Source organism: Allobosea sp. WAO (assembly GCF_001509835.1).
GTDB lineage: Bacteria > Pseudomonadota > Alphaproteobacteria > Rhizobiales > Beijerinckiaceae > Allobosea.
In genome coordinates this window covers 138,281-152,869 of the sequence record NZ_JXTJ01000012.1, presented here as the reverse complement: position 1 = coordinate 152,869, position 14,589 = coordinate 138,281, and the positions used below count along the sequence as shown (strand labels likewise).

The following is a 14,589-nucleotide window of genomic DNA, read 5'->3' as shown; positions in this document are numbered from 1 at the left end:
CGAGCCGGAGCCGCCGATGATGAAACGCCCCGTCACCATCACCGTTTCCCATACGCTCGGACGCGAGGCCGCCCGGGCGCGTCTCCAGGGCGGCGTCGACAAGGTCCGCGACAAGCTCGGCACGCTGCACATGCAGCTCACGCAGGAGGACTGGCAGGGCGACACGCTGCATTTCGGCGTCGCCGCCCTCGGCCAGACCGTCAACGGCAAGCTCGATATCGAGGACAGCCTAGTCCGCGTTGAGGTGATGCTGCCCTGGATGCTCGCCGTCTTCGCCGAGAAGCTGCGCCTCGGCGTCGAGAAGCAGGGCCAGATCCTGCTCGAGCACAAGCCGACCAAGGCCTGAGCGCCTGCCCTATCCCTCGCCATCCATCAGCGGGTGCAGGTCGCGCACCAGGCTCTTCAGCCGCTCGTCGAGGATATGCGTGTAGATCTGCGTCGTCGCGATGTCGGCATGCCCCAGCAGTTCCTGCACCACGCGCAGATCCGCGCCGTTCTGCAGGAGGTGGCTGGCGAAGGCATGACGCAGCACATGCGGGCTGACCTTGGCCGGTGACAGCCCCGCCGCCGCCGAGAGCGACTTGAGATCGCGCCCGAAGGCCTGCCGCGTCAGATGCCCGCTCTCGCCATCGGAGGGAAAGAGCCAGCGCCCGCCGGCGTCGCCCTGCTGGCGCAGGAAGGCGAGATGCGCGGCAGCTGCCAGCCGTGCCGCCTCGTTGAGCGGCACCAACCGGTCCTTGTCACCCTTGCCGCGCACCACCAGGAAGCGCTCGCGCGTCGTCGCGGCCGAGAGCGGCAGCGCGATCAGCTCGGAGACGCGCATGCCGGTCGCGTAGAGCATCTCGATCAGGCAGCGCATCCGCAGGCTGCGCGCCTGCGCGGCTAGCGACTGGCCCTCGCGCTCGGCCGCCTCTTGGGCGGTCGCGATCAGCCGGTCGACCTCGGCGACCGAAAGCACCTTTGGCAGAGGCCGCCCAAGCCGTGGGCCTTCGATCGCGGCGGTCGGATCGACGCCGACCAGGCCCTCCGTGTAGAGGAAGCGGTGGAACTGCCGCACCGCCGAGAGCCGCCGCGCCGCCGAGGAGGCCTTCAGGCCGCGTTCCGACAGTTCGACCAGGAAGGCCCGGATATCGGCGGCCGCGACGCTCGCCGGACCACCGTGCCCGGCGGCGAATTCGAGATAGTCGTCGAGATCGCGCTGATAGGCCTCGATCGTGTTCTTCGCCGCGCCGCGCTCGGCCGCGAGCATGTCGAGAAAGGCGTTTACCCAGGCGCGCGCCTGCCGGGTCATCCGCGGTTCACTTCTGCAGCTTCGAAGGCGGGATCACCTCGACCATTTCGCGCGGCTCCGGCTTGACGAAGGTAACGAGCGCGACCATGCCGCCGAACACCAGACCGCCGATCACGGCGAGGAAAGTCAAGAACTTGAACAGCGTCGGCACGGCCGGCGATTTCCTTGTTAACCCTATCGGTTATTCCCGATCCGCGACCGCCGATGCAAGCCTTGTATCGCCAGGCAGTAGGCGCGCTCGTCGCAGGCCGCGAAGGCTGCTGCCGACGAACCAGCGCGCCTCACCCCGTAAATCCTCGGGCAATAGCGGCGCTTCCCGTGCCTTGCCCGCCTCCAGCAACTCGCGCCGCAGCACGCCGGGTAGCAGGCCGTGAACGACAGGCGGCGTCAGCAGCACGCCATCGTGTTCGAGAAAGACATTCGCCCGACTGGTCTCGGTGACGAAGCCTTCGCGGTTGAGCAGGAGCGCATCGTCGCAGCCTTCCGCCTCGGCAGCGGCGAAGCAGCGCTCATAGCGGCTTCGCCGCGTCGTCTTGTGCCGCGCGAACGGGTCGGCGGCATCGCTCCGCTCGGCCGCGACGCAGACCGTCAGCATCCGCTTCGCCGCTTTCGGCAGTGGTGCATGCCGGATCGCGAGGGAACCGTCGCGCCGCAGCTCGAAGCGGACACGCTGTTCGCTCCCCTCCCAGAAGCCACCGGCGAGTTCGGCCAGTTGCTCCCGCAAGGCCTTGCCGTGGAAGCTAAAACCAAGCTCCGCCGCCGAGCCGGCGAGCCGTTCGAGATGGAGCTCTAGCCGGCGATAGCCGGCGCCCGGCGCCCAGAGCAAAGTTTCGAACAGCCCGAAATCCTCGGCGAGGTCGCTCAGCACGCGCCCTTTCAGCCGGCATTCCGCGAATTCGCTCGCTGGATCGGAATCGACGACGATGCCGCCGCCGACCCCGTAGATGCCTCGCCCGTCCGGCAGCAGCGTTGCCGTCCTGATCGCGACGTTGAAGCGCAGATCGCCATTCGGCGCGATCCTGCCGATCGAGCCGGTATAGGCGTCGCGCGGCTGCCCTTCGAGTTCGTGGATGATCTCCATGGCGCGGAGCTTGGGCGCGCCGGTCACCGAGCCACAGGGAAACATCGCCCTGATGAGATCGCCCGCCGACAGGCCCGGCCGCAATCGGCTCGTCACCTCCGAGGTCAGGGTATGCAGCGTCGGATAGGTCTCGACGCTGAAGAGTTTCGGCACGGCGACCGAACCGATCTCGCTGACCCGTCCGAGATCGTTGCGCAGGAGGTCGACGATCATCAGGTTCTCGGCACGCTGCTTCGGATCGGCCCGCAATGCCACCATTGCCGCGGCATCACCCGCCGCATCCGCGCCGCGTGCGACGGTGCCCTTCATCGGCCGCGTCGTCGCCCGTCCGGCTTGCGTCTCGACAAAAAGCTCCGGCGAGACCGAGAGGAGCGTCGCCGCGCCCGTCGCGACGATGCCGCCATGGGCGACCGGCTGGCTGGCGCGCAGCGCCGCATAGAGAGCGAGCGGGTCGCCGCCATGGCGGAAGTGGATCGGGAAGGTCAAGTTGACCTGATAGGCATCGCCCGCTCGCAGATAGTCCAGCACCCGCCGGACGGCGGCCGCATGCTGCTCCTCGCTGAGACCGAGCGCGACGACTTCCAAGGGCGGCGGGGCCGCAAGGCTGGCGAACTGGCGGTCGAGCGCGGCCGGGGCGAGCGTGAACGGCTCGCGGAACAATCCGATCCAGAGCAGAGGCAGGGCCCGCTCCTCCGGCAGCAGGGCCGCAAGACGCGGCTCGAAGGCGTAGCCGAGCTCATAGGAGAGGAAGCCGGCCGCATGCAGCCCCGATGCGAGCCCGGCCTCGATCCGGTCGAGCGCCCCGGGAACCTCGGCGAGGCCATGCGCTTCGACCACCTCCACCGGCTCGGCATAGAGCAGCGCCGAACCCGCATCCGCGCTGCGATCATCGAGCAGCACGAAGGGCGCGCGCAGGGCAGCGATCTCGACCTCCTGTCCCGGCCTCGGCATGCCGCTTTCTCCTTGCCCTTGCGCCGGCCGGTAGCAGTCTGACTCGCTCGGGCTGGTCAAGGTGCAACCGGGATTCTCCGGCGCATCATGAGGACGTGGCGGCAAGGCATCGCACATGCTAGAGCGGCAAGAGGAAACATTGCGATGCTGATGGCGGATACTGTCGAAACCCTTGATGTCGCCGCCCTGCGCGCCGCGCTCGGCCAGCGCTCCGTCGTGCTCGTCGGCATGATGGGATCGGGCAAGAGCTCGGTCGGCAAGCGGCTCGGCACCCGTCTCGGCCTGCCCTTTGTCGATGCCGACACCGAGATCGAGACCGCGGCGGGCATGTCGATCCCCGACATCTTCGCCCAGCGCGGCGAGACCGAATTCCGCGACGGCGAACGCCGCGTCATCGCCCGCATCCTCGCGACCCGCTCTCCCCTGGTCCTGGCGACTGGTGGCGGCGCCTATATGAATGCCGACACCCGCGCCCGCATCGCCGAGTTCGGCATCTCGGTCTGGCTCAAGGCGGATGCCGATGTGCTGATGCGCCGCGTGCGCAAGCGCAGCAACCGCCCGCTGCTGCGCACAGCCGACCCGGAAGGGACGATGCGGCGCCTGCTCGCCGAGCGCGAACCGGTCTATTCCCAGGCGGACATCACCGTGATTTCCAGCGATGACCCGCATGAGGTCGTCGTCGAAGCCGCGCTCGCCGAACTCGAGCGCGCAACGAGCAGCCGATGACCAAGCAAGCAGCCGATGCCGCGCGCGCCGAGCGCATTCTCGTTCCCGTTCCGCTCGGCGAACGCGCCTATGACATCCTGATCGGGCGCCACCAGCTCTGCGAGGCTGCCGGCGTCATCGCGGAGCTCGCCCCAGGTGCCCGCGCCGCCATCGTCACCGATGACAATCTCGCCGAGTTGCACGCCCCGGCCCTGGAGAGCTGCCTGCACCAGGCCGGCATCGCCACCACACGCCTGACGATCCGGCCGGGCGAGGCCTCGAAATCCTATGCCTGCTTCGTCGAGCTCTGCGACGGGCTGCTGGCCGCCAAGATCGAGCGCAACGACCTCGTCATCGCGCTGGGCGGCGGTGTCGTCGGCGACCTCTCGGGCTTTGCCGCCTCGGTGCTGCGGCGTGGCGTACGCTTCATCCAGATTCCGACCAGCCTGCTCGCCCAGGTCGATTCCTCGGTCGGCGGCAAGACCGGCATCAATTCCGGCCATGGCAAGAACCTGATCGGCGCCTTCCACCAGCCGGCCCTGGTGATCTGCGACACCGCCCTGCTCGACACCCTCAGCGAGCGCGAATTCAAGGCCGGCTATGCCGAGGTGGTGAAGTACGGGCTGATCGACGACGCCTCATTCTTCGACTGGTGCGAGGCGAATTGGCGGCGCATCATCGCCGGCGGGCCAGAGCGCGACCATGCCGTTGCCACCGCCTGCCGGGCCAAGGCGGCGATCGTGGTGCGCGACGAGCGCGAGGATGGCGACCGCGCCTTGCTCAATCTCGGCCACACCTTCGCCCATGCGCTGGAACGGCTTACCGCCTACGACTCCAAGCGGCTCGTCCATGGCGAGGCGGTCGCGATCGGCCTCGCTCTGGCCTTCCGCTTCTCGCAGCGGCTCGGCCTCTGCCCGGGCCAGGATGCCGGGCGCGTCGCGGCGCATCTTAGCGCAGTCGGCCTGCCCTCGCGGCTGCAGGACGTGCCCGGCGGCGCCGGCAGCGCTGCCGAGATCGTCGAGGCCATGACCCAGGACAAGAAGGTGAAGCGCGGCGCGCTGACCTTCATCCTCGCCCATGGCATCGGCAAGAGCTTCATCGCGCCGGGCGTTCCCGCCGACGAGGTGCGCAGCTTCATCGAAAGCGAACTCGCGGGGGCCTGATCGCACGCCAATGGCCGCGCTCATCCCCATCGATCCCTGGCTGGCGGTCGCGGTCGTCGTCCTCGGCCTGCTGCTGACCGGCTTCCTCTCCGCCAGCGAGGCGGCGCTCAATGCGACTTCCCGCGCGCGTCTGACGGCGCAGGAGAAGGCCGGCAGCCGGCGTGCCGCGATCGCGCTGCGCGCGCTGTCGAACCGTGAGCGGCTAAGCGGCGTGCTGCTGCTCGCACGCACGCTGGTGAAGACCGCCACGGCCGCCTTCGCGACCTATGCGGCCGCGGTCTCCCATGGCGCAGCCGGCGCCCTCGCTGCCGCCGCCGCGGTAGCGTTGCTCGCCATCATCTTCGGCGAACTCGCGCCACGCATGGTGGCGGTCGCCAAGCCGGACCGCACGGCGCTCTTCTTCGTCCGGCCGGTGGCACGCCTGCTCGCCATGCTCGGCCCGCCGCTGCGCCTGCTGCAATGGCTGGCGCGCCGCTGCATCGGCCTGTTCGGGCTGCGGATCGATTCGCAGCGCCCCGTGCTCGCCACCGACGAGGTCCTGCGCGATCAGGTCGAGCTGATGCGCCAGCAGGGCACGGTCGAGAAGGCCGATGGCGACATGGTCAGCGGCCTGCTCGACCTGAAGGACCTCGAAGTCGCCGACGTGATGATCCACCGCACCAAGATGCGCACGATCAATCTCGATCTCGGCCCCGAAGCGATCGTGCGCGAGGTGCTCGCCTCACCCTATACCCGCATGCCGCTCTGGCGCGAAAAACCGGAGAACATCGTCGGCATCCTGCACGCCAAGGACCTGCTCCGCGCCCTCGATGCCGCCGGCGGCGATGCCGGCAAGCTCGATGTCGGCGAGATCGCGCTTTCGCCCTGGTTCGTGCCGGTGACGACCTCGCTGCCGGAGCAGCTCAAGGCCTTCCTCTCGCGCAAGACGCATTTCGCCCTCGCCGTCGACGAATATGGCGAGGTCATGGGGCTGGTAACGCTCGAGGACATCCTGGAGGAGATCGTCGGCGACATCCGCGACGAGCACGACATCGCCTTGCCCGGCCTACGTCAGCAGGCGGACGGTTCCGTCATCGTCGATGGTGGCGCGCCCATCCGCGACCTCAACCGCGCCATGGACTGGAACCTGCCGGATGAGGAGGCGACCACCGTCGCCGGCCTCGTCATCCACGAAGCCCGAGCCATCCCCGATGCCGGCCAGGCCTTCACCTTCCACGGCTTCCGTTTCGAGGTGATGCGCAAGAGTCGCAACCGCGTGACCTCGCTGAAGATCGCGCCGGTCGGCAATGGCGATACGGCACCGCCACCCGCGCCCTGAAGCGGATCAGCCGAGCTTCGCCAGGAAATCGGTCGCCCGATAGCCCTCGGGCGCGCCTTCGACGATGATGGCGGCGCTGCGCGAATTGTTTGTCCTGAGCAGCAGGATCTCCTGATACTCCGGCGAAGCGTACCAGGCCCGCGCCGCCGCGAGATCCGGAAAGGCGATGATGACGAGATCCCCCTCCCTGGGCTCCTCGATGACCTCCGCCGTCGCGCCATGAACCAGGAAGCGACCGCCGAAGGGCGCGAGGGTCTCGTCGATACGGAGGATGTAATCGACGATCTCCGCGTTACGATCGACGTCGCGCAGATGGGCGATGGCATAGGCGGTCATGGCTTGGTCCCCTTGGAGCGGGTCCAGGCCCGCGACGCCACGGACTATGCGACGGGGGCGGCAGCCAGTCGATTACCTCCCGGGTAACTGCGAAGGCCCCATCTTCACCCGTCGACGATGCCCTTGGCGGCCAGGGATGATTCCCGCACAGCGGCAGGCTTGTCGGCAACGAGATACTGCGCCCGCGCCAGCGCGGCGAAGCGGCCGCCCTTGGCGACGAGTTCCTCGAAGGAGCCCATCTCGATCACCTTGCCCTGCTCGAAGACCAGGATGCGGTCGGCATTGCGGATCGTGGCGAGGCGGTGGGCAATGACGAAGGTGGTGCGCCCCTTCATCACCTCGTCGAGCGCTTTTTGAAGTTTGACTTCGGTCGCGGCGTCAAGCGCCGAGGTCGCCTCGTCGAGGATCAGGATCGGCGGGTTCTTGAGCAGCGCGCGAGCGATAGACAGGCGCTGGCGCTCGCCGCCGGAGAGGGTGCGGCCGCGCTCGCCGACGATGGTGTCGAGCCCGTCGGGCTGGCGCGCCATCACCTCGGTCGCCTGGGCCCGGTCGAGCGCTTCCATCATCTCGGCATCGGTCGCATCCGGCTTGCCGACGGTCAGGTTCTCGCGGATCGAGCGGGCGAACAGCATGGGTTCCTGGAAAACCACGCCGATGTTCCGGCGCAGCGAGATCAGCGAGATCTCGCGGATGTCCCGGCCATCGGCGAGGATCCGGCCCGATTGCGGGTCGAAGGCCCGGTGCAGCAGGCCGAGCGTCGTCGACTTGCCGGAGCCGGTCGAGCCGACGATGGCGATCGTCTCGCCGGGCTTCACCTCGAAGGAAACGTCGGCGACGGCAGCGCGCTTGCCGTCATAGGAGAAGGAGACGTCGTCGAAGGTGACGCGCCCTTCCAGCCGGCCGGCATCCGGGGCACCCGGCAGGTCGCGCACCGCCGGCAGCGTGTCGACCACCTCGAAGAACTCCCGCATCTTCGGCGCCTGCATGAAGATGAAGTTGACGAAGGCGACGATCTGCTCAAGCCGGCCGACCAGCATGGTCGCGAAGCCCATGAAGGTGACGATCTCGCCGACCGTGGTCTGCCCCTGCATCAGGAGCCAGGTGCCGACGACGAAGATCGAGAGCACGGTCAGCGTCGCCGAGGCGCGCGTCGCCACCGTCGCCACCGCCCACCAGGTCAACACCGGGATCTGCGCCTCGAGCAGGCTGGTTATCGTGTTGCGCAGGCCGCGGACCTCGGCCTCGATCCGGGTGAAGCTCTGGATCACCGGCACGTTGCCGAGCGCGTCCGAGGCCCGCTCGGCAAGGCTCGAATGGTAGCTCTCGACATTGCTCTGCAGCTTGTCGGTCTTGCGCAGCACATAGGCCGTCAGGGTACCGAACAGCACGACCAGGGAGATCAGCAGCAGGCCGAGCTGCCAGTTCTTCCAGAGGGTGAAGGGCAGCAGGATGAACAGCGCGACGAAGCTCGCACAGTGCTCGCGGAAGAAGGAGAGCCACAGCGCCCACATGCCGCTGGTGCCTTCCAGCATCACCTTGAGCACCCGGCCGGAATGGGTCTGCGTGTGATAGGCGAGCGGCAGGGTCAGCGCGTGCTCGAAATAGTTCGCCATCACCGCGAGGCGCCGGCGATGCGCCAGGCGGTCGGCGAACAGCGCGACGAAGACGCCGGCAGCGATGTTGAACAGGCCGAAGCCGACCCAGGCGGCAATCAGCAGGTTGATGTCGCCCCAGGTCGGCTTGCTGCCGGAGTTCTGCACGCTGGTCAGCTTGTCGATCAGCGCGCCGAACAGCATCGGCTCGGCGAAGGCGGCGGCCGCCAGCGCGATATTGGCGAGCGCAAGGACAAGGCCCAGGCGCCGTTCCGGGCCGAGCTCGCCAAGCACGCGGGCGTAGAGCGCAAACAGAGACATCGCGGACAGCTTTAGACGAGGCCGCGCCGCGGACAAGCCCTCAAGCTTAACGCTTCGTTCAAGCCGCCTCCTTATGGTTTCGCAAAAGCGAAGCGCGGCCTGCGTGACGTGGCGGTGCAGGGCCGGTCTGGGGTGTTTTCATGGATATCGCAACCGCAGTCGGCATCCTGGGCGGCATCGCCACCATCTGCGGGATCATCATCATCGACGGCGGCAACTTCGCCGCCTTCTTCGACAAGCACGCGGTCATCATCATCTTCGGCGGCTCGGCCGCCGCGACCATGCTGCGCTTCCCGTTCTCGGTGATCGCGCATGGCCTGCCCATGGGCATCCGCTTCGCCTTCACCATGCGCTCGATCCATCCGCGCGAATTGATCGACGAGATCACCCGTGTCGCCGAGATCAACCGCAAGAGCGGCCCGGTGGCGCTGGAAAACGTCGAGGTCTCCGACCCTTTCCTCGCCCAGGGCCTGCGCTACATCGCCGACGGCTACGACAAGGACTTCATCCGCGACACGATGGAGCGCGACCGCGACAATTTCCTGCAGCGGCTCGACGAGGGCTCCAAGGTCTATCGCGCCATCGGCGACTGCGCCCCGGCCTGGGGCATGATCGGCACGATACTCGGCATGGTCACCATGTTCGCCAACATGTCCGACCCCTCCAAGCTCGGTCCGGCCATGGCGACCGCGCTGTTGGCGACGCTCTATGGCGCGATCGTCGCCAACATGCTGACCCTGCCGATCGCCGACAAGCTTCACGTCAAGCTCGAGGAGGAGGAGATCTCGCGCACGCTGATCATCGACGGCGTGCTGCAGATGCGCGACGCCAAGAGCCCGACCCTGGTACGCGAAATGCTGCTGGCCTATCTGCCCGATCATCATCGGGCCGAGATGGCGGAAGCCCGCTGAAGGGCGGCTGAACGATGGCCAAGAAGAAGCGCGGCGGCCATGGCGGTCACGGCTGGTTCGTGACCTTCGCCGACCTGATGGCCCTGCTCATGGCCTTCTTCGTCATGGTCGCGGCCTATTCCAGCCAGGACAAGCAGAAGCTGCAGATCGTCGCCGGCTCGATGCGCGACGCCTTCGGTACGCAAAAAGACGTCCGCCTCGCCGGCATCGTCGAGGTCGACGGAATCCCGACCAAGACCCACATCAAGAACGCCTATGTCCGGCCGATCGAGGACGCCTCCGACAACACCGCGCCCAACCACAACCAGCAGAAGGAAGACGGGCTGATCTCGGCGACGCATGACCGCGGCTTCGCGCTCGCCGCCGCCTCGCTGCGTCAGGCCCTGCGCGAGATGCCGGAGATCGGCGAGCTCTCGCGCAACATCCTCGTCGAGGTCTCCGAGACCGGCATCGACATCCAGCTCGTCGACCAGGACGGGCGCGCCATGTTCGACGAGAGCTCGGTCCAGCCCAATGCCAGCATGCGCAAGCTGCTCGCCGCCATCGCCCCGACGCTGCGCCGCATGCCCAACAAGATCGCGATCACCGGCCATACCGCGACGCCGCGGCCGGGCACATTCCTGCGCGGCAATCCCTGGGCGCTCTCGGTCGGGCGCGCCTCGGCGGTGCGCGAGATCCTCGGCAGTGCCGGCGTGCCCGACGAGCGCTTCGCCTCGATCACGGGCAAGGCCGACACCGACCCGCTGATCAAGGACAACCCCTATTTGCCGTTCAACCGCCGCGTCGCCATCGTGCTGAAGGCGGACGCCCCGCCCCTACCCAACGGCGCCAAGCCCTGACGCCCGCCCTGAACCCAGCTCAGGGCGCGACGATCAACGCCCAGTAGACCTGGTATTTCGAGCCCGGCGCATAGGCCGAGGCGATGCCCATCCGGGTCGCGTTCGGCGCCTTCATGACGCGATCATGCTGGGGCGAATCGCGCCAGCCGGAAAAGGCCTCGGCCAGCCGCCGATAGCCGGCAGAGAGATTGGCTTCGGCACCGGGCTGGCCGGCGCGCACCAGCCGCGCCTTGACCGCATCGGCCTGCGCCGGCTTGTCGGCCGCCGCCATCGCCGCCGCCTCGCGTTCCGCCGCCTGCATCAGCTCCGGATCGAGTTTCAGCGTGGCGAGGCCGGCATTGAGGCGATAGGCCGAGATCGTCGCGCGGGCGGCTTCCGCGTCGACGCGGGCCGAGGCCGAACCGAGATCGCGATAGAAGGCCGGCTGGGTCCGCACCGGCTCGGTGCAGCCGGCGATGTTGAAGAGCGCGAGGGCTCCGGCCAATGCGGCAGGGCAGCTCACAGCGCGCCCGCGGGCGGGACGAGCGGAAAACGAAAGCATCGCATCATTCCTTGTTGTCGTCCTTGCCGCCGGCCTCGTCCTTGCCGGCATCCGGCGCAGAGCCGTTCTTGGCGGGAGCAGCGTCCTCGGTTTCGTCCACCGCAGCCTCGTTCGCCGCGCGGGATCGGCTCGCTCTCACCTTGCTCGCGGCCGCGCGCGCGGGCGCCTTGCGCTCGCCAGCGACCGCAGTCGCGATGCTGCCGAGCGACTGCTCGATGCCTTCCAAGCCCTTCACCGTCAACTCGGCCGCCGCCGCTGGCTTCTCGAGCTCGGCGAGGCGCTTGTGGATGACATAGTTGAGATCGCTGGTGACGCGCCCGACCTGGTCGACATCGCCGACCACGCAGATCAGGTCAAAGTCTATGGTCGCCGTGCCGATCTTCCTGAACAGCACGTTCGGCGGCGGCTTCTTCAGCACGTCGCCATGGTCGGCGCCGGCCTCGGCCAGCACGGAGCGAACCTCGGTCGGGTCGAGGGTGCGCGGCACGCTGATCGAGATCAGCACGCGCCCGGTCCGGTCGGAGCGGACGCGGTTGCGCACCACGCCTGAAACCAGGTTCGAATTCGGCAGGATCACGGTCGAGCGATCGAAGGTCTCGATCTCGGTCGAGCGCACATTGATGCGCTTGACGATGCCCTCGGCATCGCCGACCAGCACCTGATCGCCGACCCGGATCGGCCGCTCCCAGAGCAGGATCAGGCCCGAGACGAAGTTCGACACCACCGATTGCAGGCCAAAACCGATACCGACCGAGAGCGCCGAAGCGACCAGCGTCAGCCGCTCCAGGCTGAAGCCGAGCGTCGAGACCGCGAGCGCGACCGCCGCGGTGTAGCCGAGATAGCCGGCCGCGGTGGTGATCGAATTGCGCAGACCGGTGTCGAGCTTTGTCGTCGGCAGGAACTTCTCGTTCAGCCAGCCCTGCAGCGAGCGCGTCGCCGCGAGGCCAAGCGCGAACATCAGCGCCCCGAAGAAGATCGAGGACAACGAGACCGTGACGCCACCGACCTGGAAGCCGAAGAAGGCGGCCCGCAGCGAGGTCAGGAAATCAGCCGATTCAAGCCCCCAGGGGGCGAAGACCAGCATGAAGGTGATGACGAACAGGATGATCTTGAGCACCCCGGCCAGCACCACCGCGACCTTCTGCAGCGTCGCGGCGCGCAGGCCGACGCCCGCCCGCAGGCTCATGGCGAAGCGGCCATCGCCGGTCAGGAGGCCTTCGGTCCCGAGCTCGATCAGCTGCATCAGCAGCACGAAGACCCCGGCGAGAATGCCGAGCCACAGCACCTGCTCGGTCAGGAAGGTCGCGAGCACGACATAGCCGAGCAGCACGGCGAGGATGACCGCGATGCCGACCAGCCAGGCCAGGATGCGCACAGGGCCGAGGCTGGCGCCGTCGACCGGGACATAGGGACCGAGGCAGGCTTCCTGCTCGATCTCGTCATTGTCGCGTAGCCGGTAGAGGCCGGCGACCAGCGTCAGCGCAAAGATGCTGGCGACGACGCCCCGCACGATGATCGACAGCGTCAGCCCGGCGGCGATCGCCTGCAACCAGGCTTCCAGCACCTTGCCGACGCCCATGACGATGGCGAGCCAGCCGGCCATCCAGACGACGGTCCGGGCGGTCGATTCCATCACGCTGACCAGCCGGCGCTGCGGTTCGCCCGGGGCGAAGAGTGCGTCCGCCAGCGCCTGTACGAAGGCATAGAGCGCAAGGCCGTAGACGATGGCGAGGATCACCGGCTGGATGCGCGGCGGCAGCAGGCCGGCAGTGTTGAGCGCGGCATAGATCAGCCAACTCGCCAGCGCCGGAGGCGCGGCGCGCGCGACGAGGCGGATCAGCGCGCTTTGCAGGCAGTAGACCCTGGTGGAGTCCTCACGCGCGGCAAGGCGCGCGGTCAGCCGCGGCAGATAGCGCGCACGGGCGACATAAAGACCGATCGCGCCGAGGAAGCCGAGCAACACGATCACCCCGCGCGGGCTCAGCAGGGCGCTGCCGAAGACCGAAAGCCAGTCGCCGAAGATCAGCTGCGAGGCCCGTATATCCGACGGCAACGCCGGGATTGTGATGCTCCAGATTTCCGGGCTGAGGATCGAGGGACCGGCTGCGAACAGCGTCTTGGCGAAGCGGTCGCGACGGAGGTCGCTGATCGAGGTCTGCAGCTGCTCGGCCTGGAGCTGGGTCGCCCGGGCGAGCTTCAGCGACTCGTCGGCCTCGGCGAAACCCTTCTCCCGGGCCTCGCGCTCGCGGGCGACCTCGGCCGTTTCCGCCGGCGCCTTGGCGTCCGGCTTGGGGCCAAGCTGGTCCAGCCGCGTCTTGGCCTGCTCGAAGCGCGGGACCTGCTCTTCCGTCAGGGTGCGTATCTGATCGAGCAGGGGCTGCAGGCGCAGCCTTTGCCGCTGCAGTTCGGCGTCGGTGGCATTGGGATTGGTGAGCACCGACTCGATCTGGGTCAGCTCTTTCTTGATCGAATCGACCTTGCCGCGCGCCGCCGCCGGATCGGCCGGCTGGGCCAGCGCCGAGAGCGGCAGCAGCAGGCAGAGCGCGAACAGGGCGACACCGAGCCGGCCGGCCAACGCGGCGAAGACATTCCGGGCGTTGGACTTCACTGGCATTCCGTTCTCGCCGGGCTGATTCGCGTCCCTGCGCAGCCTCGCCACCGCCGCGCGGCGAAATCAAGCATGGCAGAGAAAAGCGGCTGCGGGCCGGCTTCGCGGCAGAGCCGCGCCGGCTGGTGAGGTTCGGATAAAGGCATCACATTCCCGTGAAAGCGAGCCGGGTGGCTGCGGTCGTGCCGCGCCTTTTCGGCAAGAAACCGGACAGGATGATGGCGGAACCCCGTCACCGGCGCGATTTGCGGTGGCCTCGCCGCCTGGCCGCGGCGCGTCGACGTCCCCGCGAGACCGTGATCGCCGCCATGCCGCAGGGGTACTGGTGCTCCCTCCCCAACTGAGTTTGTATTTCGACCAATATAAATCCGGCCCTGCAGCGGCCGGGCGACCGAACGGCGAGGCGCGCTGGCTCTCTCGCCAGCTCTGGAATCGAAACCGGGAGGTTTGCGATGGCTAAGCTCAACATCAATGGCAAGATGATCGATGTGGAGGTCGACGGCGACACGCCGCTGCTCTGGGTCATTCGCGAACAGATCGGACTGACCGGCACGAAATATGGCTGCGGTGTCGCCCAATGCGGCGCCTGCACCGTGCATATCGACGGTGTCGCCACGCGCTCCTGCGCCATGCCGGTCAGCGCCATGACCGCCGAGCAGAAGATCGTCACCATCGAGGGGCTGTCGGCCGACGGCAACCACCCGCTGCAGAAGGCCTGGATCGAGCATGACGTGCCGCAATGCGGCTTCTGCCAGAGCGGCATGATCATGGCCGCTGCCGCCATGCTGCAGGCCAATCCCAAGCCGAGCGATGCCGACATCGCCGCCGAGATGACCAATATCTGCCGCTGCGGCACCTACAACCGCGTCAAGGCCGCCATCAAGCAGGTCGCCGCCGGCGGCGAGCTCGGCCGCGGCTGACCCCTCTTTCCC

Annotated in this window: 14 protein-coding genes; 7 read left to right on the top strand and 7 right to left on the bottom strand. The window is 67.9% G+C overall.

What is annotated here, in order from left to right; all coding sequences use genetic code 11:
* Positions 1–16: 16 nt before the first annotated feature.
* Entirely contained in the window at positions 17–346 is a 330-nt protein-coding gene (locus tag DK26_RS22285; protein ID WP_066477232.1) for a polyhydroxyalkanoic acid system family protein, read from the top strand.
* Positions 347–355: 9 nt separating this feature from the next.
* Here the strand turns inward: DK26_RS22285 and DK26_RS22280 are convergent, their stop codons facing one another.
* Genes DK26_RS22280 through DK26_RS22270 form a run of 3 tightly spaced genes read right to left on the bottom strand, consistent with a single transcriptional unit; the run spans position 356 to position 3,323 of the window.
* On the bottom strand, positions 356–1,291 hold the full coding sequence (locus DK26_RS22280; RefSeq protein ID WP_066477231.1) for a site-specific tyrosine recombinase XerD: 936 nt from the start codon (positions 1,289–1,291) through the stop codon (positions 356–358).
* A 7-nt stretch (positions 1,292–1,298) separates the two neighbouring features.
* Positions 1,299–1,442 carry a histidine kinase gene (locus DK26_RS22275; RefSeq protein ID WP_066477230.1) on the bottom strand — a complete coding sequence of 48 codons (144 nt, stop codon included), beginning with the start codon at positions 1,440–1,442 and terminating at the stop codon, positions 1,299–1,301.
* A gap of 30 nt (positions 1,443–1,472) precedes the next feature.
* Positions 1,473–3,323 (bottom strand): aminodeoxychorismate synthase component I, encoded by a 1,851-nt coding sequence (locus DK26_RS22270; protein WP_066477227.1) that lies wholly within the window; start codon positions 3,321–3,323, stop codon positions 1,473–1,475.
* 144 nt (positions 3,324–3,467) lie between these two features.
* On the opposite strand from DK26_RS22270, the gene DK26_RS22265 reads away from it, so the two are divergent.
* From DK26_RS22265 to DK26_RS22255, 3 genes are read left to right on the top strand one after another with little or no spacing between them, the layout of a single operon-like run.
* Positions 3,468–4,049 (top strand): shikimate kinase, encoded by a 582-nt coding sequence (locus DK26_RS22265; protein WP_066477225.1) that lies wholly within the window; start codon positions 3,468–3,470, stop codon positions 4,047–4,049.
* Positions 4,046–5,191, top strand: a complete 1,146-nt coding sequence (aroB, locus tag DK26_RS22260) for a 3-dehydroquinate synthase (protein ID WP_066477222.1) — start codon at positions 4,046–4,048, stop codon at positions 5,189–5,191. Before DK26_RS22265 ends, aroB begins: the two co-directional genes overlap by 4 nt.
* 10 nt (positions 5,192–5,201) lie before the next feature.
* Positions 5,202–6,509 (top strand): CNNM domain-containing protein, encoded by a 1,308-nt coding sequence (locus DK26_RS22255; RefSeq protein WP_066477219.1) that lies wholly within the window; start codon positions 5,202–5,204, stop codon positions 6,507–6,509.
* Positions 6,510–6,515: 6 nt separating this feature from the next.
* Here DK26_RS22255 and DK26_RS22250 read toward each other — a convergent pair whose 3' ends face one another.
* Positions 6,516–6,845: a DUF1330 domain-containing protein gene (locus tag DK26_RS22250; protein WP_066477212.1), complete on the bottom strand. Its 330-nt coding sequence runs from the start codon at positions 6,843–6,845 to the stop codon at positions 6,516–6,518.
* 104 nt (positions 6,846–6,949) lie between these two features.
* Positions 6,950–8,758, bottom strand: coding sequence for a glucan ABC transporter ATP-binding protein/ permease (locus tag DK26_RS22245; protein ID WP_066477210.1), 1,809 nt, complete (start codon positions 8,756–8,758; stop codon positions 6,950–6,952).
* A 140-nt stretch (positions 8,759–8,898) separates the two neighbouring features.
* On the opposite strand from DK26_RS22245, the gene DK26_RS22240 reads away from it, so the two are divergent.
* Both DK26_RS22240 and DK26_RS22235 read left to right on the top strand, forming a co-directional pair.
* Positions 8,899–9,669 (top strand): MotA/TolQ/ExbB proton channel family protein, encoded by a 771-nt coding sequence (locus DK26_RS22240; protein WP_066477208.1) that lies wholly within the window; start codon positions 8,899–8,901, stop codon positions 9,667–9,669.
* 14 nt (positions 9,670–9,683) lie between these two features.
* Positions 9,684–10,508: a flagellar motor protein MotB gene (locus DK26_RS22235; protein WP_066477206.1), complete on the top strand. Its 825-nt coding sequence runs from the start codon at positions 9,684–9,686 to the stop codon at positions 10,506–10,508.
* A 19-nt stretch (positions 10,509–10,527) separates the two neighbouring features.
* On the opposite strand, the gene DK26_RS22230 is transcribed toward DK26_RS22235, so the two are convergent.
* Positions 10,528–11,049 carry a CAP domain-containing protein gene (locus DK26_RS22230; RefSeq protein ID WP_066477204.1) on the bottom strand — a complete coding sequence of 174 codons (522 nt, stop codon included), beginning with the start codon at positions 11,047–11,049 and terminating at the stop codon, positions 10,528–10,530.
* Positions 11,050–11,053: 4 nt separating this feature from the next.
* A complete protein-coding gene (locus tag DK26_RS22225; RefSeq protein ID WP_066477203.1) occupies positions 11,054–13,663 on the bottom strand; it encodes a DUF3772 domain-containing protein in 2,610 nt (869 codons plus the stop codon).
* 446 nt (positions 13,664–14,109) lie between these two features.
* On the opposite strand from DK26_RS22225, the gene DK26_RS22220 reads away from it, so the two are divergent.
* The gene (locus DK26_RS22220; RefSeq protein ID WP_066477201.1) at positions 14,110–14,577 is read left to right on the top strand and encodes a (2Fe-2S)-binding protein; all 468 of its coding nucleotides are present in this window, start codon (positions 14,110–14,112) and stop codon (positions 14,575–14,577) included.
* Positions 14,578–14,589: the final 12 nt, after the last annotated feature.